This window comes from Microcoleus sp. B4-C2, from assembly GCF_036705265.1.
Lineage (GTDB): Bacteria > Cyanobacteriota > Cyanobacteriia > Cyanobacteriales > Microcoleaceae > Microcoleus.
Genome location: NZ_JAUBUB010000060.1, coordinates 10,101 through 31,008 on the forward strand (window position 1 = coordinate 10,101; position 20,908 = coordinate 31,008).

The 20,908-nt window shown below is 47.6% G+C and carries 14 protein-coding genes; 10 read left to right on the top strand and 4 right to left on the bottom strand.

Going from position 1 to position 20,908, the window contains the following annotated elements; all coding sequences use genetic code 11:
- Positions 1-800 precede the first annotated feature (800 nt).
- Entirely contained in the window at positions 801-3,644 is a 2,844-nt protein-coding gene (locus QUB20_RS17830; RefSeq protein WP_333291531.1) for a TIGR03960 family B12-binding radical SAM protein, read from the bottom strand.
- 143 nt (positions 3,645-3,787) lie between these two features.
- A complete protein-coding gene (locus QUB20_RS17835) occupies positions 3,788-4,138 on the bottom strand; it encodes an STAS domain-containing protein (protein WP_333250101.1) in 351 nt (116 codons plus the stop codon).
- A 383-nt stretch (positions 4,139-4,521) separates the two neighbouring features.
- On the opposite strand from QUB20_RS17835, the gene QUB20_RS17840 reads away from it, so the two are divergent.
- A complete protein-coding gene (locus QUB20_RS17840) occupies positions 4,522-4,719 on the top strand; it encodes a hypothetical protein (protein ID WP_015176637.1) in 198 nt (65 codons plus the stop codon).
- A gap of 701 nt (positions 4,720-5,420) precedes the next feature.
- On the opposite strand, the gene QUB20_RS17845 is transcribed toward QUB20_RS17840, so the two are convergent.
- Positions 5,421-8,249 (bottom strand): PAS domain S-box protein, encoded by a 2,829-nt coding sequence (locus QUB20_RS17845; protein ID WP_333250103.1) that lies wholly within the window; start codon positions 8,247-8,249, stop codon positions 5,421-5,423.
- A 1,406-nt stretch (positions 8,250-9,655) separates the two neighbouring features.
- Between QUB20_RS17845 and QUB20_RS17850 the strand changes: the two genes are divergently transcribed.
- From QUB20_RS17850 to argH, 7 genes are all read left to right on the top strand, one after another.
- A complete protein-coding gene (locus tag QUB20_RS17850; protein ID WP_333058302.1) occupies positions 9,656-10,381 on the top strand; it encodes a DUF502 domain-containing protein in 726 nt (241 codons plus the stop codon).
- Positions 10,382-10,781: 400 nt separating this feature from the next.
- Positions 10,782-11,414 carry a transcription antitermination factor NusB gene (nusB, locus tag QUB20_RS17855; RefSeq protein WP_333103525.1) on the top strand — a complete coding sequence of 211 codons (633 nt, stop codon included), beginning with the start codon at positions 10,782-10,784 and terminating at the stop codon, positions 11,412-11,414.
- Between the two features lie 121 nt (positions 11,415-11,535).
- Positions 11,536-13,296 carry a signal recognition particle-docking protein FtsY gene (ftsY, locus tag QUB20_RS17860; RefSeq protein WP_333250120.1) on the top strand — a complete coding sequence of 587 codons (1,761 nt, stop codon included), beginning with the start codon at positions 11,536-11,538 and terminating at the stop codon, positions 13,294-13,296.
- 344 nt (positions 13,297-13,640) lie between these two features.
- Positions 13,641-15,128 (top strand): PP2C family protein-serine/threonine phosphatase, encoded by a 1,488-nt coding sequence (locus QUB20_RS17865; RefSeq protein WP_333250118.1) that lies wholly within the window; start codon positions 13,641-13,643, stop codon positions 15,126-15,128.
- Entirely contained in the window at positions 15,118-15,357 is a 240-nt protein-coding gene (locus tag QUB20_RS17870; RefSeq protein WP_333250116.1) for a hypothetical protein, read from the top strand. Before QUB20_RS17865 ends, QUB20_RS17870 begins: the two co-directional genes overlap by 11 nt.
- Positions 15,358-15,864: 507 nt before the next feature.
- Positions 15,865-16,899: an RRXRR domain-containing protein gene (locus QUB20_RS17875; RefSeq protein WP_333250114.1), complete on the top strand. Its 1,035-nt coding sequence runs from the start codon at positions 15,865-15,867 to the stop codon at positions 16,897-16,899.
- Between the two features lie 46 nt (positions 16,900-16,945).
- Positions 16,946-18,331: an argininosuccinate lyase gene (gene argH, locus QUB20_RS17880; RefSeq protein ID WP_333250112.1), complete on the top strand. Its 1,386-nt coding sequence runs from the start codon at positions 16,946-16,948 to the stop codon at positions 18,329-18,331.
- Between the two features lie 99 nt (positions 18,332-18,430).
- On the opposite strand, the gene QUB20_RS17885 is transcribed toward argH, so the two are convergent.
- Positions 18,431-18,622 carry a hypothetical protein gene (locus QUB20_RS17885; RefSeq protein ID WP_190738786.1) on the bottom strand — a complete coding sequence of 64 codons (192 nt, stop codon included), beginning with the start codon at positions 18,620-18,622 and terminating at the stop codon, positions 18,431-18,433.
- A gap of 1,227 nt (positions 18,623-19,849) precedes the next feature.
- Here QUB20_RS17885 and bcp point away from each other — a divergent pair.
- Together bcp and QUB20_RS17895 are read left to right on the top strand one after the other, a co-directional pair.
- A complete protein-coding gene (gene bcp, locus QUB20_RS17890; RefSeq protein WP_333250110.1) occupies positions 19,850-20,323 on the top strand; it encodes a thioredoxin-dependent thiol peroxidase in 474 nt (157 codons plus the stop codon).
- Positions 20,324-20,400: 77 nt separating this feature from the next.
- Positions 20,401-20,856, top strand: coding sequence for an NUDIX hydrolase (locus tag QUB20_RS17895; protein ID WP_333058363.1), 456 nt, complete (start codon positions 20,401-20,403; stop codon positions 20,854-20,856).
- Positions 20,857-20,908 lie beyond the last annotated feature (52 nt).

Sequence of the window (20,908 nt, forward strand, 5' to 3'; positions counted from 1 at the left end):
CGACTTAAGTCGGGGGCTTATTTCCGTTTTTTGACGGGTCAGTCGATTTTAGATTTTAGATTTTAGATTTTAGATTTTCTCCACAGATGAATCTGGGAGATTGAACTTTAATCTAAAATCTAAAATTTTTGGTTCTTCACGACTTAAGTCGGGGGCTTATTTCCGTTTTTTGACGGGTCAGTCGATTTTAGATTTTAGATTTTAGATTTTAGATTTACTCCACAGATGAATCTGGAAGATTGAACTAAAGTCTAAAATCTAAAATTTTTGGTTCTTCACGACTTAAGTCGGGGGCTTATCTGCGTTTTTTGACGGATCAGTCGATTTTAGATTTTAGGTTTTAGATTTTAGATTTTCTCCACAGATGAATCTGGGAGATTGAACTAAAGTCTAAAATCTAAAATTTTTGGTTCTTCACGACTTAAGTCGGGGGCTTATCTGCGTTTTTTGACCCGCCAAAAACATCTATTGTTGAATACCCGCTCTGCGGTTTGAACCGTAAAATTTTTGAATAAGCCGACCACCGACAACCAGTCGATCGATCGAAATTAATCGCTAAATTTGGTTCAGACCCCGCTCCGGCGGGTTTGGCGCTAGATTTAGCCCGTGAATGTACAACAAAAAGGCTTAAAGTCTTGAACAGAAGCAAATTGCACCCAGCCCGCGTTGCTGGTTGACGAGGGCGGCGAGCGACTAAAGCGCTCGAGCCACCGCGGCTTCCATAACAAGCGATTATAGCTTGAAACGACACATCCCGATCGAGAGCCGAAGGTGAAATATTCCACCGCGGCTTCCCTATTTTAACCATAACCCAGGATTAGCTGACTACGCTCAACCTGTAGAAGCTGAATTTCCTGCTGGCTGACTTGTTCGAGCATGAACACAATATGTTCTGGCTTTAGCAAGTTGCCATCGCTGCGACAACTGCCGGTAAACCGCAAGACGGCTCTACCTTCGGATGTAGCACCCCTAGCAGATGTGCTGCTGTCGGGTTTGTGCTCTACAAGTTCTAGTTTGTGCAGCCGATCGCGCAAATTGACATCCTTCGTCTTTCCCGACTTAGTAGTATGCACCCGCCAAAAAGCCTCGGTTTCGACGATCGTCTTGACCCAAGCTTCCCAGTTGGCATCAGGAGCCACGGAGACAGGAGCAGAATTTTCATGGTCTAATTCGCCATTTTCTGTCAACGAACCCCCTAAAGCCACAGTAATCACGTACTCCGCTGCTTCTAACAACTGGTTAGCAGAAGGAGCCTTGAGATCGATCGACTCAACCTTGTAAATCGGAATATTTTCCGGCAGCTTAGCGGCCAACTTTTCCCGAAAACTCTCAATATCGATCGACTCAGTGAGCTCAAAGTCAGCAATTTCCCCAGTGCTGGTAACACCCAGAGGCAGAGCATTTGCCAGAGAAATCCGAGGGTTCGGGTGAAACCCGCCGGTAAACGAAATCGGCAAATCGGCTCTGCGGACTACTCGATCGAACAATCGGATCAAATCCAAATGACCAACCAAAGCCATATCGCCCACCTTCCCGAACCAAACCCGCACACGCTGTTTCCGCTCCGTATTCGGGACAAACTCCCCAGCAAACTCAGGAATTGGCAGCGCATCCACAACCACATTGTGTCCGAAATCAGTGCCACAAACCCCGCAGCGCGAACACCCTTCAAAGGAACAGTCGGGAACCGTCGCTGCTTCCAAAGCCTTTTGCAAGTCAATTTTCAGCCAGTTTTTGTCAATCCCCGTATCTAAATGATCCCAAGGCAAAGGTTGATCCAGTAGGGGCGGTGCCCCCGTGCCCGCCCCCGCTGGTTGGGGCAGTGCCCCCGTGCCCGCCCCCGCCGGTTGGGGCAGTGCCCCCGTGCCCGCCCCCGCTGGTTGGGGCAGTGCCCCCGTGCCCGCCCCCGCCGTTAAATTCATCCGTGTATCCGTGTCCGCATCCGTGTCGTGCTCCTCTTCCTTCTCAAAAAGATTCCACTCGCCGCTTTCGACTTGGCGGTATTTCCAGGTAAGGCCCGATTCATCGATCGCCTGAGTCCAAGCTTTGTAAGCCTGATCCAAACTTTCCCACCACGCATCCATACCCGCGCCAAGTTCCCAAGCGCGGCGGACTACAGCAGCCAAACGTCGATCGCCCCGTCCGACAAAATCCTCCATTGCCGAAATCCGCACATCAGTGTAATTCACCTTGACGCCCCGCATCCCCCGAAACTCTTCCTTCAGGAGTTTTTGCTTGCGGGAAAACTCAGCAGTAGAAACCGAGTGCCACTGAAAAGGAGTGTGAGGCTTAGGCGTAAAATTAGAAATTGTCAAGTTAAAAGTCAGTCCCCGCCTGCCATTGATTCTGCATTCTCTGTGCAGCCAGCGGACTGTTTCGGCGATGCCGAGAACATCAAAATCTGTTTCTCCCGGCAAACCGATCATAAAATACAGCTTGATTTTATCCCAGCCGCGATCGACCGCAGTTTTGACACCCCGAAGCAATTCTTCGTTGGTCAAACCTTTGTTAACGATGTCGCGCATCCGCTGAGTACCAGCTTCCGGGGCAAAAGTCAAACCGCCTTGCCGCGTGCCGCCGAGAATGTCGGCAATATTATCGTCAAATCTGTCAACCCGCTGACTGGGTAGAGACAGAGAAATATTTTTATCTTTCAGGCGATTTTTGATTTCCATGCCGACTGCTGGGAGTGCCAGATAGTCGGAACAACTGAGGGAAAGCAGGGAAAACTCGCTGTGCCCGGTGGCTTGCATCCCTTGTTCGATCGCCTCTACGACTTGCTGCGGTTCGACATCGCGCGCGGGGCGAGTCAGCATTCCCGGCTGACAGAAGCGACAGCCGCGGGTGCATCCCCGGCGGATTTCTACTGTCAGTCTGTCGTGTACTGTCTGGACGTAGGGAACCAGGCCGATCGAATAAGCTGGTATGGGAGTTGCCACGCGGCGCAGAATTCGTTGTGGAACTTGCGGGCGGTTGGGATGAACAGAACCGTCGGCCGCCATATCGTAGAATTGCGGGACGTAGACGCCTGGAATTTGCGCTAAATCCAGCAGCAATGCTTCTCGGCTCAAATTATTTGTTTTGCCTTCTGCCAAAATCAAGCCAATTTCTGGCAGCAACTCTTCTCCATCTCCCAAAGCGATGAAGTCAAAAAAGTCTGCGTAGGGTTCGGGGTTGGAAGTTGCCGTTTGCCCGCCAGCAAAAATCAGTGGCATTTGACCGTTTTGGGGATTGGTCGCTCTTTCTTGCCAAGTTAGGGGAATGCCGGCTAAATCCAGCATTTCCAGAATGTTTGTGGCTCCGAGTTCGTAGCTGAGGCTGAAGCCCAGAATATCAAATTCTGTGAGCGATCGCCTCGATTCTACGGCAAACAGCGGAGTTTTGGTCGATCGCAGTTTTGCTGCCAAGTCGGCGGCGGGCAAATAAGCCCGATCGCACAACTGTCTCGGCCCTGCGTTCAAAATGTTGTAAAGGATGATGTGCCCCAGATTGGAAGCACCAACTTCATAAACTTCTGGGTAAGTGAGAACCCAGCGCACAGACGCCGCGTCCCAAGGCTTGTGCGTCGCCCCCAATTCGTTTCCCAGATAACGAGCAGGCTGATTAATCTCTGCTGTAAGTAATTCTTCGACTTTTACTGCCACGGCTCGACTCGCTAAATAGTTGCGACTCTTAAGCAGCCTACCTTAAAATCTGCCAACACGCCAACGACAGTCGTCTGTCTTTTCGGGCATTTAACCGAATTTGCTGTGTTTTTTTGCCTGTTCTCGTCGCCCAGGAGGCTCTATCAGTGTTGTTTTACGCAGGAGTTTTCGGCTTCAAAGCTATCGACATTTTCAAATATCTCAAACACTCGATCAAGTTGGCTGAGTTCCAGAATCATCTTAATCCCAGGGGATACCGAGCAAAGACTAAACCTGCGCCCCATTTTTTTCGCCTGCTTGAGGCCCGAAACCAATGCCATCAAACCGGCACTGTCAATAAATTTTACCGCGTCCAAATCTACGAGTACCGCTACAACACCGGGGGCTGCAATTGCTGTCATTAGTTGTACGCCGAATTCTCCGCAGGTGGCTGCATTCAGGTAGTCTAGGGGTCGAATCACCGTAATTGGTTTATGGGCAAGAAGTGTCTGCATATGTCAAACCTATGATTGCTACGTATTTTCAACTACTGCGCTGGACGGATGTAAGCCTAAACCTACTTGATTCCTCTGAGCCTAACTTAATCCGAGGCAAACTGACCAGTTGTTGTCAGTAGTTTTACTGAATCTTTATTTATTGACTCTTTTTTATGAAGTTTTGCATAAGATTTGGGGAGGAAACGTAAGCTACTATACTATTTTTTATTGATACCTGCAGGTTGAGTCTTGGTAACTATAAAAATTGCGATCGACTTGGCCCTAGCTGTTAGATAAAACTGAACATTGTAATTTAAATCACTTGTTAGTTCTGATCTAGATCACCTGTTTGCTCGACACTTCAGAGGAGAATAAAAATGTACGGAGTTCTCCGACTTACTATGCAAGCAACTCATGCTATTCGTCAACTTGTAGAAAAAGCCCTCTACATTAAGCAGTTGACGCCTGACATTGAAAACGAAATCAACTACGAGCTCACCCGTTTGGGGTACATCTCGGATATTGATTATGAGGCTTTAGAGTTATTAATGGATGAAATGGATGCCGGCCGGGTGCAATTGGTATCTAGCCGTCGATAGTGGGAAGCGGGCGACCAGTCCACATCCAAAAACCAAAAAATCTTTGCACGGCGGGCAATAGAGGCGTGTTAGAAGCATTTACGCCGGCCGCATATTTTTCTCATGAAGCATCTGGTTGCTGAACTTGATATTGGAGGAAATAGTGTGAGGGGCGATCGTCCCTGCACCTCTGATCAAAAGCTAAAAACTTTGACTTAAATTAAATCTATAACTTTTGGGGTATGACAAATTAGGTTAATTGTAAATATGAGTCATGCTTAATGAAGCAGCTAATTGCTGAACTTGATATTTGAGCAGAGACTGTTAAGGGCGATCGTCCCTGAACCTCATACAATTTTAGATTTTAGATTTTAGATTTTAGATTTGAGAAATCGTAATACTGATGATGATCGGGGTTTGGAACTTGTCTACAGTTGCATTCCTTTGAGAAACTGCTATCAGTATCAAAAACTACACACTGTGACGTAAATTAAATTCATAACTTTCGGGACTTGACAAATTAGCTCTAAGTCTAACTAATACTAAAAAAAGTTTTTCGGCAGGATTAGGACAACCGGGCAAGTCTCGCAAATAAAGCTTAAATTTTAAGTATATAGTGCCAGTTAGCCTTAGTCCTAAGAATTATCCGATCGCTCGAATGCAAGAAAATTGGTTTGTAGTTACGAACTCCGTCATCGCCGAGTAAATCTAAAATCTAAAATCTAAAATCTAAAATCCTTCGGGCGTCCCGCCAAACTTGCCACCACCGCCACCAACTCAGCAGGCTCGATCGGCTTGGGCACGTAAATTTGAAAACCTTCCTGCAGTGCCCGTACCCGTTCCTCTACCCTACCAACCGCCGTGAAGGCCAACGCCGGAATTTCCCTGTCCACCATCCGCGATCGCACTTGTTGCAGCAAAGCCTCTCCATCAAGGGCCTGCATCCCGATATCGATCGCCAACACATTCGGATTCAGCCTTTCAATCGCCTCCAGAGCATCCTTTCCAGAGCTAGCAGTCTCCACCTGGGCCCCGCAATCTTCGAGCACTGTACAGGCAAAATCCAGGGAATCCGCGTCGATATCGACCACCAATACCCGCACTCCAGAAAGATTGCTGCTGACAAAAGACTCCTTTACAGGGGCTCGCGCCTTGCTTTGAGGAATCGCCCACTCCCCGAGTCCAGCAACAGACAATCCGCCGTCGCAATGAAGCTGTTGAATTGGCAATTTCACTAAAAACCTCGATCCTTTTCCCTTCCCGGCAGATTCGGCTTGCACCGTCCCCCCGTGCATTTCCACAAAATGTCGCACTAGAGCCAAGCCCAAACCCAATCCGTTGTACGATCGTCTTATAGAGCTGTCAGCTTGGCTGAACCGCTCGAAAACGTGGGGCAAAAACTCTTCTGAAATCCCTTGTCCCGTGTCGCTGACCTCAATTTCGACACTAGCGGGCGACAGATTTTTACAGCAAGCCAATTCCTCACCGGCAAAAGTCCTCTCCATCTTTCGCACCGCCACCCTCACCTGTCCGCCATCGGGAGTAAACTTAATCGCATTCGACAGCAAATTCCAGGCTACCTGTTGCAAGCGGCCCGAATCGGCAAAAATCCGCCCGGTAGTTGGGTCGAAATCCGTCACAATTTCAATATTTTTGGCGGCAATCGCGGGCGCGAGAGTATCGATCGCACCCTCAACAGTCGAAATCACATCCACCCACCGCAAATTCAGCGACAGTTTTCCGGTAATAATCTGCGACACATCCAGCAAATCGTCGATCAGAGTTGCCAGAGAGCGTGTATTGCGGTCGATCGTTTCCAGAGCCCTAACAGTCGTTTTTTCGTCAAACTTGCGGTTTCGCAGCAGTTGCGCCCATCCCAGCATCGCATTCAGCGGCGTTCGCAATTCGTGGGACAAAGTTCCGAGAAACTCGTCTTTAATCCGGTTCGCCCGCGCCAATTCCTGGGCTCGATCGTGCAGTTCTCTTTCCAACTGCTTACCAACAGTCAAATCGAGAATAAAAGCCACAGATTCTTGCCGCTTTTGCGCCAGCAAAACATATCCGATCAACACCGGAATCCGGCTGCCGTCTCTCCTCCAGAATTCCTTTTCGTAGGGAGTGCAAGCCCCCGTTGCTTGTGCCTCTGCCATCCCCTTCTTATCGAGAGACTGGTACTCCGGCGGCGTGATATCAATCGAGTTTAATTCACCGCCCTGCAACTGTTCCCGCGTGTAACCAACTATCCGCAAAAATTCATCGTTTGCCTCAATGATACCGCCGTTAACATCCCCGAAGATAATTCCTATCAAGTTAGCTTCGGCTAACATTCTCAGCTTTTCTTCGCTAGCTTGGAGTGCAGATTCTGTGTGCTTGCGATCGGTAACGTCTTGGATGTAACCCGACAAACCAGAATCGGAAGGATAAAAACGCATCTTCAACCACTTATTCCATAACGGTACGAATTCTTCATACTCGACCGTTACCTTTTCTGCTACTGCTTTGGTCGCCATTTTGTAAAACTGTAAATCGACAGCCCAGGGAAATATATCCCAAATTTTTTTACCAATCAGTTCTGCTTTTGGTCGGCCTAACAGCTCAATAGCTTGGTCGTTGACATAGGTATAGTTCCAATTTAAATCAACAGCGATAAAAGCATCGGTAATGCTTTCGAGAATGTTAGTAATTTTATCGTTTGCCGATTGCAGCGCTTTAGCTGTTTCTTCTGCTTGCAACCTCGCTGCTTGTTCGCGCTCCAAAGCTGCCGCGCGTTCTTGTTCTGCCTGTTTTCGATCGCTAATATCGATGTAAGAACCGATGTAACCTGCAAAAGTGCGATCAGGCCTGTACCGGGGTACGCCCGTACCCAAAACCCAGCGGTATTCCCCGTCATAGCGTCTCAGGCGGCATTCGAGCCGATACTCGCTGCCAGTGTCGAAGGCTTTTTGGTAAATATCCAGACATTCTGGCAAGTCATCTGGGTGCAAGCTTTCCATCCAACCCGTGCCCATTTCTTGCGCTAAAGTCCTACCGGTAAACTCCAGCCAAACTTTGTTAAAGTAATCGCCAAGTTGGTCAGTGTCCGACATCCAAATCATTACCGGCGCGGTATCTGCCATAATCCGAAATCGAGCTTCGCTCTCCTGCTGCTGTGCTTCCGCTTGCTTGCGATCGTTCCGTTCTTGAACTTCGCGCAGCGCCCGCTGAATCGACGGCACCAGGCGTATCAAACGGCGTTTGAGAACATAATCAGTAGCCCCGCTTTTCAAAGTTTCGATCGCCACTTCCTCGCCCAAAGTAGCCGAAACAAAAATAAAAGGCACTCCCGGACAAGTAGTGTTGGCGATTTCCAGTGCCGCTATCCCGTTAAAACAAGGCAGCATATAATCTGCCAAAATAATGTCAAAACTTTGTTTTTCCAGCGCCGTGGCAAAGTCTTCTCGATTTTCCACACACACCAGAGAAAATTGGAGCCCGCCATCCATTAGATATGCCTCAATCAGTTCGGCATCTAGGGGACTGTCTTCTACTAAGAGGATACTGAGCGTTTTCACAAAAGTTCCTTTTACTTAAATATTAATTAGCGGATACAAAATTTTATCGGGCTGCGGCTTTAAGTGAAGCCAAAAAAAGTCTTGGGTTGTGAATGGCATAAAAAAATGTAAAAACCAATTGGTTTCATCAGTTGAGCATTCATATCTCAATTCTAAATTCTCATCAAGTCTATTGCTTCTTGCTGCGGGGTGAATCCCCGCTCTGACTTGATTGGCTAGTACGGTTGTTTTTCCTTAACTTTCGTCGGTTTCCAAGGAATCGGCACCGCTGGAGTCTTGCTTGTATGCAGCAGTTTAGCTATACCCTGTTGAACAAATAGTTTCGCGCTTCTGGCTAGAAACAACTAGCTATGTAGTAATTTATCTCGCTTGCTCCTAACTACTGCTACCTCGTTTGGCAGATTATTTTTTTGTAGTGATGCCCCTGTTAATTCTATATTGCTTTGTCGCTCGTCTCAAGCTAGAATTCGCTGGAATCCTGCCCTGATTTCCTGAAGCTCGATTAATCCTGTCAAAAAAAGTCAAAGTTGCTGGTATGTCTGCTTTACTTTTTGCCGGATTTGCCTACCATGCAAGTTTTTCATGGTAGGCAACTGTTGCCTTGTTTATCGTAGTTGCCCCTCAAAAATCACCCTTAGTTTAGTAGCGACTGGTTACATTGCATCTATCTAAAGGTGGATTTTTGCAGATACACTGAACTCAACCTGCATAGATTCCCCTGAATTAGGTAAAACTCATATGTTGCACCTTTTTCAAGAACAGGCAAGATGCCTGTTCCACAAAGAGTGAATTTGATTGTGGGATGGGCAGGAGAGCCCGTCCCTAAAAAGCTTATGGAAAAGGGTGCAAGATATAAGTAAAACGAAGTGCCGCCCCGCCGAAAATCTCAAAAAGCTCGATCGACCAATTAATTTCCGATACAAATCACAGAAAATTTTATTTGGACTCGCTACACTTCGACTCCCAGGCCGTCTCTGACCACGAATTTCTTCATGTGGTACTCGCCACGTGATTTATCCGTGGAATCAATCCCAAATCGAAAATCCTCAAGAAAGAGCATTTATCTCGCGCAAGTCAATTCTTTAATCTAAAATCTAAAATCTAAAATCTAAAATCGATTGACCGATCGGCTTATTGATTGAACCGACCCAAAATGTCTTAAAATATACAAAACGGTGAGCTGCTGCACAGCCCGCATATATTAAAATCAAGCGCCAACTTGCAATAATTCTTTAAAATAAAGGTACAGCACCGGCGATCCCTAACTCTTCCCCCTCAGAAAGGGTAGGGTTTAGCAGAATTGAAGACGATCGTCTATGGTGACTTCCAGTAAAGCCCGTGCAGTTGCTTTAGTCTCAGGTTTATTCAGGTTATTGGCAACCAGTTACGAGGAGATTTGACCCGCCGTGCTCCAACGCATCAAACAAGACTTAAAAAACGACCTGATCGCAGGACTATTGGTAGTGATACCCTTAGCTACCACCATCTGGCTGACAATTACCGTCGCCAGTTGGGTGATCAATTTTCTCACCAAAATTCCCAAGCAGATCAACCCTTTTGACGGACTCCACCCGATTTTGGTGAATCTGCTAAATCTTTTAGTAGGGCTGGCTGTACCCCTGCTGAGCATTTTAGTCATCGGCTTAATGGCCCGGAACATTTTCGGTAAGTGGCTGCTAGACTTTGGCGAACGGGTGTTGCAGGCAATTCCCCTAGCCGGTTCGGTTTACAAAACCCTCAAACAACTCCTGGGAACCCTCCTCAAATCAAACGACAAATTTCGGCGCGTGGTGTTAGTGGAATATCCCCGGCGGGGCATCTGGACTTTAGCATTTGTGACCGGTACGATCGAGAGTAACGATATCCCGCCTCACCTTTCCGGTGAAACCCCGATCGGCATTTTCATCCCCACCACTCCCAACCCCACCACCGGATGGTACGCTATAGTGCCGGAGGCAGATTTAGTCAATTTGTCAATGTCGATCGAAGATGCCTTTAAAGTCATCATCTCCGGCGGCATCGTCAACCCCAACAACTCAATTGCAGTAACCCCCGAAAACATCAAGGGCAAAACACTCGAACCCTTTGTATCCGAATCAAGATACCAGCCTGTCCCAGTCGAAGAAGATTGAACCAAGACATCTTTAGGATCGCGAATTAAATAACTTACAATTTTAATTGTTATTGTGGGATGGGCGTCCCGCCCGTCATGAGTGGACGGGCGGGACGCCCATCCCACTTTCAAGAGTGGAAGTTATTTAATTCTCATTCCTTAGTCGCCCGTAAGGCCGTGTAAACTTTCCCCATAGCAGATAATATTTCGACAAAACCAGCCCAAACCGAGAAAGCCTAAACTCAGAAACCCGGTTTCAAGCATAAATCTTGGGTTTGACAGCGAAGTATCTGTAAACTACCCGCCGCGGGCGAGTCAGACGGCTGGTCTTGTAACGCTTTTAATCGAGTTTTCTGCTAAAGTTCAAGTCCGCGCGCGATCGAAAAACTTCCTAAATTCCCAATTCCTATCTAAAAACTATGAAAAAAGCCCGCGAAACAGCACGCGAACTCGCACTCCTCGGCATCAGCCAACTCCCGACGAATCCAGAACTCTTAGAAGCCAAGAAACTGCAAGATGTTCTCCTCGCCGCCATCCGTACCCTGACAACAGAAGTTCAAGAATCCCTAGAAGCAGCAGCATCCGAAGTGCAGCGGAGTAGCGACAAACTGCTTGCCAGCGAAATCCGCGCGGCCGATATACAAAGTGCTAGAGCAATGGTGCGGGAAGCAGTCGAACTCACCCAAACCGCAATCAACCGTCTCGGTTCAGCAATGGAGTTTCCAGAACTGATCCAGCTAGCCAACCAGCAAGATGTCCGTACCTACGCTTTGCAAATCCTGACCAAAGTCAGCGCCAACCGTGTTCAAATTGATGAATTGCTCTCGGAAGCCCTTGTAGACTGGCAAATAGAACGGTTGCCCCGGATCGATCGAGATATCATGAGAATCGCGATCGCCGAAATGCTATATCTAGGCTTACCCGAACAAGTCAGCGTCAACGAAGCCGTCCAACTCGCAAAACGCTACAGCGGCGACGAAGGACATCGCTTCATCAACGGAGTCCTCCGCCGAGTAGTCGATAAAATCAACGCAGAAGTTGTTAGTCCCTAGTTCTTAGTCAGTAGTCCTTAGTCAGCAGTCATTGGTCATTAGTGATTGGCAATCCGCAATCGGCTCTACACTAGGGACTGAGGACTAATGACTAATTACTATTCTCTATTCCCCATCAACTATGGTATTTAATTGGTTTCGTCGCCAGTACAGCGAAAATAAATCTTCTGAAACAGAGGCAACCCCCGAACAGCCGCAAGATGAGTCGGCAAAATCCGCACCGGTTGAGCCTCAAACAGATGCAGCAGCAGAGCAAAGCTCGGACGCTGTAGCCGAAGATTATCTCAATTGGGCAAAAGCTGCTTACAAAAATATTCAAAAACAGCAAAAACCAGAAACAGAAGTTTCTGAGACAGCAGCCCCCGATGTTCCAGCAGCCGAAGCAGAAATCGCGACAGTTGCAGAAGTTGCAGAAGCGGCGACTGTGGAAGCAACCGAGCCGATCGAACTTGAACCAGCACCCACAGCACCAACTGTTGCAGAAGTTCCAGAAGTTGCAGAACCCGCCGCACTTGAAGCAACCGAGGCGATAGAACTCGATGCAACAGAGCCCGCAGAAATTCCAGAAACTCTGCAACCAACAGCCGGGGCGATCGACATTGCACCTATTGCTCAACAATTAGAAGTTACAGCAGAAAATATAGAAATTGCCGAACCTGCAACCGAGGTTGTAGAAACCGAATCACTCGCATCCGACGGCGAAGCAGCCGAAGCCCTGCCGTTTTGGGCCAGAGCTCAGGCCGATCGCATGGAGCGCATCGAACGCCTCAAAGAAACGGCAATTGAAGAACCAGACGTAATTGCAGCCGCCGCCGAGAGAGCGGCAATTATCGAAGAAATTCCCGGTTTCGCCTTTGACGAAGGCTTCCTGTGGTCTTCAGAAATTTTAGCAAGTCAAGGCCGCCGCCCAGACCAAGTATCCGTCGAAGAAATCACTTGGCTGCAAAAACTGCGGAAAGGCTTAGAAAGAACTCGCCGCAGCTTAATTAATCGACTAAAGGCGATCGTTGGTCAAGGCCCGCTCAATCAAGATGCGGTAGCGGAAATTGAGACTTTGCTCCTGCAAGCCGATGTCGGAGTCGCAGCCACCGACATCATTATCAGTCGCCTCCAAGAAAGACTCACACAAGAAGTGCTGCCCCCAGAACAGGCTCTAGCCTACCTGAAAACCATCCTGCGCGACATTTTGGACGCTCCCTGTGCCGAAACCGCCGCCGGTAATCCCGCCTACAGCCTGACATTTGCCCCGGAAAAAGAAACTTTTAACATCTGGTTAATCGTAGGAGTCAATGGTGCGGGCAAAACTACGACGATCGGCAAACTGGCCCATATTGCCCAAAAATCCGGCTACAAAACCCTCATTGCTGCCGCCGATACTTTCCGCGCCGCCGCCGTCGAACAGGTGAAAGTTTGGGGTTCCCGCAGCGGCGTCGAAATTATTGCCAACCCAGGAAAAAATACCGATCCGGCTGCTGTCGTGTTTGATGCGATCGCCGCCGCCAGCGCCCGCGGCACAGAACTGCTGATCGTAGACACCGCAGGCCGCCTGCAAAACAAAAAAAATCTGATGGACGAATTAAGTAAAATCCGTCGCATTGTAGATAAAAAAGCCCCAGGCGCTACCGTAGAATCTCTACTGGTCTTGGATGCCACACTGGGTCAAAATGGTTTGCGACAGGCAGAAGTGTTCGCAGAATCGGCAAAATTAAGCGGAGTAGTATTGACAAAACTCGACGGTTCTGCTAAAGGTGGTGTTGCCCTAGCAGTAGTGCAGCAACTTGGTCTGCCAATCCGCTTTATTGGAGTCGGGGAAAGCATCGAAGACTTGCGCCCGTTTTCTAGTTACGAATTTGTGGAAGCCCTACTCGATTTTAGATTTTAGATTTTAGATTTTAGATGGATGAAGTATCTCTATCCGCCTCCAAAAATCGGGACGGCTAGAGAGCTTCAAAATCTCCAATCCTTAACCTCAAACTAGCATCGCACTCCTCTACTAAACAGAAAAAAAACCGGGTTTGGGTTCACTGGCGTGTAACTCCTCAATCAAATATCCTCTTTCTAAGATCGAAAATCACAAATCTAAAATGACCTGTGAATTTCTTCATGTGGTACCCGCCACGTGATTTATCCGTCGAATCAATCCAAAATCTAAAATCTAAAATCCTCAAGCCCCCGAATTTATCCGTCGAATCAATCCAAAATCTAAAATCTAAAATCTAAAATCGAATGACTGCTGTGCCTTTGCCTCGCCCCTCACCTCAACCTGCTGACCGCCCTTCGGGTCGCAATTCCACCGACGCGACGCCAGTATTTGCCCTCAAAGAACTGGTGGCGCGTTTGCACCGATATCAGCACAACGTTCAAGATATGTTGGGTTCGCTGGGATTTGCCCTGCGAAGTTTTAACAATCTCAACCAATTTTTGGAGTTGGTGCCTTTGGTGGCGACTCGCGTTACGGACGCCGACGGGGGAGCTTTAGTGCTGTTCAAACCCAACGGTCAAGTCAGGTTCCAGCAGTTGCATTGTCAGGAAGGACGGCAGTGCCAAGATATGCGAAAAGCGCTGGAAATAGCCACCAGACAAGCTACAGCAGGTGTGGGCGCTACTGCTGGATCGTTTTCGGAAACCTCTGGGCAAACTTCTAGTCTAGACTTGCAAGTCGGTCGTTATTTGGGCCCGGATGTTCATTTGTTTGGGGCGCCAATTTTGGTCAACAATTTGGAACGCGGACGGCTTTATGTTTTTAGCAGTGATCCGCAATATCTCTGGACTCCCAGCAGACAGAAATTAGTTCGGTTGGTGGCAGATCAAACTGCAGTGGCAATATGCAAAGACGAACTTACTGTTAAGTTGGCGGAAAAAGAACGCTTAGACAGAGAGTTAGAAATCGGGGCGGAAATTCAATTGCGACTGCAACCCCGTAGTTGTCCGAAAATTCCCGGCCTTGACGTGGCCGCCCGCTGCCAAACTGCTAGCAGAGTCGGCGGAGATTATTATGATTTTATTCCCGCTGACTATGACCCGATCGGCAAGGAGAATGAGGGGGAACACCCCCCATCCCTAATTAAAAATCTCAAGTCCAAAATCGACAAGGGCCGCTGGAGCATTGTCATCGGCGACGTGATGGGCAAAGGAGTACCGGCTGGCCTGTTGATGACGATGACACGGGGTATGCTGCGGGCGGAGGTTTTGAACCGCCACTCGCCGTCGAGAATTTTGCAACATTTAAACCGGGTTATGCACGCGGATTTGGAAAATTCCCACCGTTTTGTGACTCTGTTTTATTCGGAGTATGACCCGAAAACTCGCGTTTTGTCTTACAGCAATGCTGCTCACCACCCGCCTTTGCTGTGGCAAGCTGCAACTAATTCGATTCTTCAGCTTGATACTTTGGAGGGAATGTTAATTGGGCTGGATGCTGATTCGCATTACCAAGAAGCCCACATTCAATTGCAGCCAGGAGATACTATTATTTATTACACAGACGGATTTACTGATGCTTCTAATCAAAGAGGCGATCGGTTTGATGAGGATAACTTGACCTCGGCTTTTCAGTGGGCCTGTCAAAATTATCAGCAGTCTGAAGAAATTTTGGATTATTTGTTCGATCGCGTACACCAGTTTATCGGCATCGGCAATCGTAACGAAGATGACATGACACTGGTTGTACTTAGGGTAACACCTTTAGCAGGAGAAAATCACCATGATAGTTAATTTAATGCCGGAAATTACTGCGGGATTAACCAGTTCCATTACTTGGAACGATGTCGCTCATGTGGTAGTTTTGAAATCTCATTTGAGTTCGACGGTGGTTTTGGCTCAAAGTTACGAAATTTTTACGAATTTCCAGAAAGCTTGGAACAATTTTGTTTCGACTGGTCAAATAGGAGCTTTTTTTATAGGTATTTTTGTTGGCTGGTTCTTTAAAGGGATTTTTCGTTAGAGTTATTGTCGCGGAAGGTATCGGGAACGGATTTAAAAGGTTTTTAGCCCAAACTTCACTTCTTTCTGATGCAGCAAAAGTTTCACAATTTTGTAGTCAAGACTTCAGTTTTTTTTGGTCAAAAGATGTATAAAAACTTTGTAGTCGGGACGTGAGTTTTTTCTTACCGAATTTGGGAGTGAGGACTACAGTCCAGAATAAAAACCGGAGGAAGGACTAAAGTCTTTGCTACAAATCGGTTTTTATAGACTTCTGCAAGAGAGATATAATCTAGTTTTAGCTTGAGCAGTCACTAACCCCAGCCTAAAGGCATGGGGCTTGAAAGAGGAAGGCTTACCACCTTCTTAATTCAAGACTAAAACAGTGTCTAGCCTGCGTCTTTAAGACAAACTGAGCCATCTGGGAGTGGTATCCCACCAGACGTTAAGAATGCCTCCCTAGTTTTTAACCACTCGGATGTGCTAGTGGCGAAGGGAAATATATACCTAGAAATAGGACTTACCGTAAATGTTTGTACCCGTTGCCAACAGTGAAAATAGACCCCTAATGCCGACTACCCCAAGCCGTGCAAAGCGTTGGATTAAGTCAGGTAAGGCTGCACCATTCTGGAAAAAGGGGGTATTTTGTGTTCGATTGAATGTAGAACCTTCAAGCCACAATTATCAACCAATAGCGGTTGGCATCGATCCAGGCAGCAAGCGCGAAGGATTTACCGTTAAATCCAAATCCCATACCTACTTAAACATCCAAACCCATGCGATCGATTGGGTAAAAGACCATGTTGAGGTCAGGCGCAATATGCGACGTGCTAGGCGATTTCGGAATACTCCATGCCGTCAAAACCGAGCTAACAGATTAGTTAACAAAAATCGCCTACCCCCATCTACTAAGTCAAGGTGGCAGTGGAAGTTAAGGATAGTTAATTGGTTAACCTCTATGTTTCCCGTATCAGCTTTTGTTGTAGAGGACATCAAAGCCCGTACTTGGAAAAACGGACGCAAGTGGAACGTATCGTTTAGCCCCTTAGAAGTAGGCAAACACTGGTTCTATTCTGAACTCAGAAAGATTGCCCATCTTGAGATTAGATCGGGAAACGATACTTACGAAATGCGTCAAAATTTAGGACTCCAAAAGTCAAAACAGAAACTATCAAACAAGTTTGAGGCTCACTGCGTTGATTCTTGGGTGTTGGCTAATTGGTACGCGGGAGGACACATTCGACCCGACAACACCAAGCTAACAGAAGTAATCCCCCTTGAGTTTCATCGCAGACAGCTCCATCGCTTGCAACATTCCACAGGTCATATTCGCCCTCGTTATGGTGGCACAATTAGTATCGGGTTTAAGCGCGGTTCAATTGTTAAACACCCTAAATACGGATTTTGTTACGTTGGCGGTTGGCAAGAATCTCCAACAAAGAAAGACCCGTACCGGAAAACAATTAGCTTGCACGATTTAAAAACTGGCAAGCGTCTAACTCAAAACGCATCGCCCGCAGATTGTAAATTTTTGTCCTACAACTCGTGGCGCATTACAAATTAAATTGTAAAGCCGTCCTAGAAGGACGGGGTTTCTACCCATTTTTCTGATGACAACACAACAAAAAACTTGGAGTCAAAGATTTGAATCGGCGCTGCACCCGGCGATCGCCCGATTCAATGCTAGTATTGGCTTCGATATTGAATTGATTGAGTATGACTTGACTGGTTCTGTCGCTCACGCTAAAATGCTGGCCAAAACGGGGATTATTTCCGCAGCAGAAGGCGAACAGTTAGTCAATGGTTTGGAACAGATTCGCCGCGAATACCGCCAAGGACTTTTTGTTCCGGGAGTTGATGCAGAAGACGTTCACTTCGCTGTAGAGAAGCGGCTGACGGATATTGTGGGAGATGCTGGGAAAAAGTTGCACACTGCCCGATCGCGCAACGATCAAGCCGGCACTGATACTCGCTTGTATTTGCGCGATCGCATCGCCGAAATTCGTGAGCAATTGCGGGAATTTCAAGGGGTTTTGCTCGATCTTGCCGATCGGAATGTGGAAACTTTAATTCCCGGTTACACTCATTTGCAGCGCGCTCAGCCGATCAGTTTGGCTCATTACCTGTTAGCTTATTTTGAAATGACCGATCGCGATTGGGAACGTCTCGGCGATATCTGCAAGCGGGTGAATGTTTCGCCTTTGGGTTGTGGCGCGTTGGCGGGGACGACTTTCCCGATCGACCGACATTATACGGCAGAACTATTGCAGTTTGACAAGGTTTATGCTAATAGCTTAGATGGAGTGAGCGATCGAGATTTTGCGATCGAATTTCTCGCTGCCGCCAGCTTGATTCTGGTACACCTGAGCCGCTTGTCAGAAGAAATGATTTTGTGGTCTTCTCACGAATTTGGATTTATTACGCTCAAAGATAGCTGCGCTACTGGTTCTAGCATCATGCCCCAGAAAAAAAATCCCGACGTGCCGGAGTTGGTGCGAGGCAAAGCGGGGCGGGTGTTCGGTAACTTGCAAGCCTTGTTGGTAGTAGTGAAGGGACTTCCTTTGGCCTACAACAAAGATTTGCAAGAAGATAAAGAGGCTTTGTTTGATACCGTCAAAACGGTACAAGGTTGCTTGGAAGCAATGACCATTTTGCTGCGGGAAGGCATCGCCTTTAATGGCGATCGCCTCGCCGCTGCTGTTACAGAAGACTTTTCTAATGCTACAGACGTAGCCGACTACTTGGCCGCCAAAGGCGTTCCCTTCCGGGAAGCTTACAACCTTGTCGGCAAAGTCGTCAAAACTTGCCTTTCGGGGGGCAAACTCCTCAAAGATTTGACACTTGAGGAGTGGAAAGACTTGCACCCAGCCTTTGAGACAGACATTTACAGCGCGATCGCACCTCAGCAAGTGGTGGCGGCTCGCAATAGTTACGGGGGTACCGGGTTTGAACAAGTGAGAAAATCACTTATCGCTGCGCGCGATCGACTCGCCTAAACATCGTTGAATTATTGGACAAATTCCGGCTGGCTATCTCTCCTTAGAACGATCGTGTTTTCCACTCTGGTTCTAAGTTCGGCAGATAGCCTGAATCAATTAATCTTCAGCAGCAGCCATGTCTTTGTCTCTGCCGCCACCGCTCATGGCGCCCATGCCACCGCCGTTACCGCCGTCAAATCGCCTTCTCTTGTTGGAGAACATATCTTGATTTCTCCGCTTGCGAAACTTGCGAGCGTATGCTTGATTTCGTTGTGCCTTTTCTTTCTTGAGATTGCGGCGCTTAGCCATTCTGACCTCACTAATAAACATTGACAGTCCCCGGGCTTTCACGCACGGGGATTCTTAAGTTTGACACTCTGTGCACTCTTGGTGACTGAGATTCTTGGTTCAGCGAATTCACTTGCTTGTGACAGGATTTCTCCAGCCAAAATATAGGTGTCTTCTCCCCAAGCGTAAATTCCGGTATGTCCTACCGTACTCGATCGGTTCTCTTTCTGTAGCTAGGTTTTCTTCAAATTTAGCTTTCGTGACGCTGCCACAACAATCGCAAGCGATATGGTTTAGGCTTCTGAGTCCTGTTAAGGAGATCGAGAACTTCCTTCAAGGTACTCCAATCGTTTCCCTCTACGGCGTTTTAAAGTGAGGAACACGTCCAGCCCCACTGATATTTTGACACTCCCCAGCTATCAGGCGTGGGGATTCTTAATTCAGCGACTAACCTTAAAATTGACTATCCTTACGGCATTACTTAAACCCAATACCCGTTCAATTGAACCAAGTATCGAGCCTAACTTAGACAATCCCAGCGGGTCTATCTCCAAAAGCGTACTAGAATATTTATCTAGAGTTTGGGTATGCCCTACCCTACTTAACAATCCTAAAAATAGTTTGTTTTTGCTGGTTTAAGGCTTACTGAATTCAGCCTCTAGCTGTTTAAAGAGTTTTCGCTGCTCTCGGTCCAACAATTTATGCCTAAAAGTGTGTCTCATGTCCTGTTTCACTTCGGGCAAAGGAGTTTAAGCTTGACTACTCTAGTATACTAGAAATTTCCTGACTTTTAGGAAGGGATTTAAGCAATTAAAGCCGTCCTAGAAGGACAGGGTTTTAAACCCAGATTTTTGATAAAAAGGCATTGGTTCGTCTCGTTGTCCACCCCTCCACGGCTCAAAGCTATGCTTATGAGATTATGAACGGGTGGAATCAGGAGTCGGACGCGCCTTTTATCCCACACTAACCTTTGATCTGTATAGGGTGGGGATTCCTGTCTGCCTAGCTAAACCGCAACACCGTTAGGTGTGACTACGTATAGGTGTGACTACGTACTCAACTAATCCAGTTAAGTTTTTACGTTGGCTAGTTATACTCAATTTTAGACCGATGACGATTATAGCACACCTGGTACAAAGCCCAGAAAAAAGAACACGGGGATTCAAGTCGCTGGGAAGGCGGGCCCGATGGGACGCAATGTTGTCAATCTTCCAGAATATTTCTATAAACTCTTGACAAATACGACAAATGACACTTAATCCCGGTGACGTAGCTCCTGTCTTCAGCCTGCCCGACGCGCAAGGCAATTTCGTCAGCCTTGCAGATTTTCGAGGGCGGCGAGTTGTACTGTATTTTTACCCTAGGGACAATACCCCTGGCTGTACCAAAGAAGCTTGCGGCTTTCGCGACATTTACTTAGACTACCAGTCGCGCAATATAGCAGTTCTCGGCGTCAGTACAGACGGGGCCGCGGCCCACGCCAAGTTTGCAGCTAAATATCAACTGCCTTTTCCCTTGCTGTGCGACTTAAACGCTGAAGTTGCTACCGCCTACGGCTGTTACGGACTAAAAAAATTTATGGGAAAAGAATTTATGGGGATTACTCGATCGACCTTCGCGATCGACCGTGATGGTAGGATTGAAAAGGTTTACCGCAAAGTCAAACCAGAATCTCACGCAGCGGAGATATTAGCAGATTTGCCAGACCTCTGGCCTGAATGAAAAATTAAAAATTAAGACTCCGGAGCTGCGAGCTAGGAGCCGTGAAATTACTATCTCCTAAACAAGCTTTTGAGTTTATGCGTCGATTGTGGCAAATTGTACAAACTGTGCTGGGACTGATTTTTCGACATCCCGTCACTGGTACTGCGGTGATTCCTGTATTGCCTGACGGGCGAATTGTGTTAATTCGCCGCCGCGACAACGGTCGCTGGGGACTGCCGGGAGGTATGGTGGATTGGGGAGAGGATATTCCCACAACTGTGCGCCGGGAATTAGCGGAGGAAACAGGACTCGAGTTAGTCAAAATCCATCGCTTGGTGGGCGTTTATTCGGCTGCCGATAGAGACCCTCGCCTGCACTCGATTTGTATCGTGGTGGCGGCAGAGGTGCAGGGCAAGATGCAAGTTCAGGATACGCTTGAAGTCAGCGAGGTTGAGGCTTTTTTACCCGCATCGCTGCCGGAGGGCCAGCTCAGCCACGATAACGACCAACACTTACAGGACTATTTTCAAGGCCGAACAACTTTGGCGTAAATCGGCAGGGCATCCAAATTTGAGAAAAGTCGGAAATTACCTCGTGGTCAAA

What these genes read in the sequence shown, in the direction of transcription:
- ftsY (WP_333250120.1), top strand. Translation starts at nt 11,536, where the DNA reads ATGGTATTTAATTGGTTTCGTCGCCAGTACAGCGAAAATAAATCTTCT.
- QUB20_RS17865 (WP_333250118.1), top strand. Translation starts at nt 13,641, where the DNA reads ATGACTGCTGTGCCTTTGCCTCGCCCCTCACCTCAACCTGCTGACCGC.
- QUB20_RS17895 (WP_333058363.1), top strand. Translation starts at nt 20,401, where the DNA reads ATGCGTCGATTGTGGCAAATTGTACAAACTGTGCTGGGACTGATTTTT.
- QUB20_RS17885 (WP_190738786.1), bottom strand. Translation starts at nt 18,622, where the DNA reads ATGGCTAAGCGCCGCAATCTCAAGAAAGAAAAGGCACAACGAAATCAA.
- QUB20_RS17875 (WP_333250114.1), top strand. Translation starts at nt 15,865, where the DNA reads ATGTTTGTACCCGTTGCCAACAGTGAAAATAGACCCCTAATGCCGACT.
- QUB20_RS17835 (WP_333250101.1), bottom strand. Translation starts at nt 4,138, where the DNA reads ATGCAGACACTTCTTGCCCATAAACCAATTACGGTGATTCGACCCCTA.
- nusB (WP_333103525.1), top strand. Translation starts at nt 10,782, where the DNA reads ATGAAAAAAGCCCGCGAAACAGCACGCGAACTCGCACTCCTCGGCATC.
- QUB20_RS17840 (WP_015176637.1), top strand. Translation starts at nt 4,522, where the DNA reads ATGCAAGCAACTCATGCTATTCGTCAACTTGTAGAAAAAGCCCTCTAC.
- QUB20_RS17870 (WP_333250116.1), top strand. Translation starts at nt 15,118, where the DNA reads ATGATAGTTAATTTAATGCCGGAAATTACTGCGGGATTAACCAGTTCC.
- bcp (WP_333250110.1), top strand. Translation starts at nt 19,850, where the DNA reads ATGACACTTAATCCCGGTGACGTAGCTCCTGTCTTCAGCCTGCCCGAC.
- argH (WP_333250112.1), top strand. Translation starts at nt 16,946, where the DNA reads ATGACAACACAACAAAAAACTTGGAGTCAAAGATTTGAATCGGCGCTG.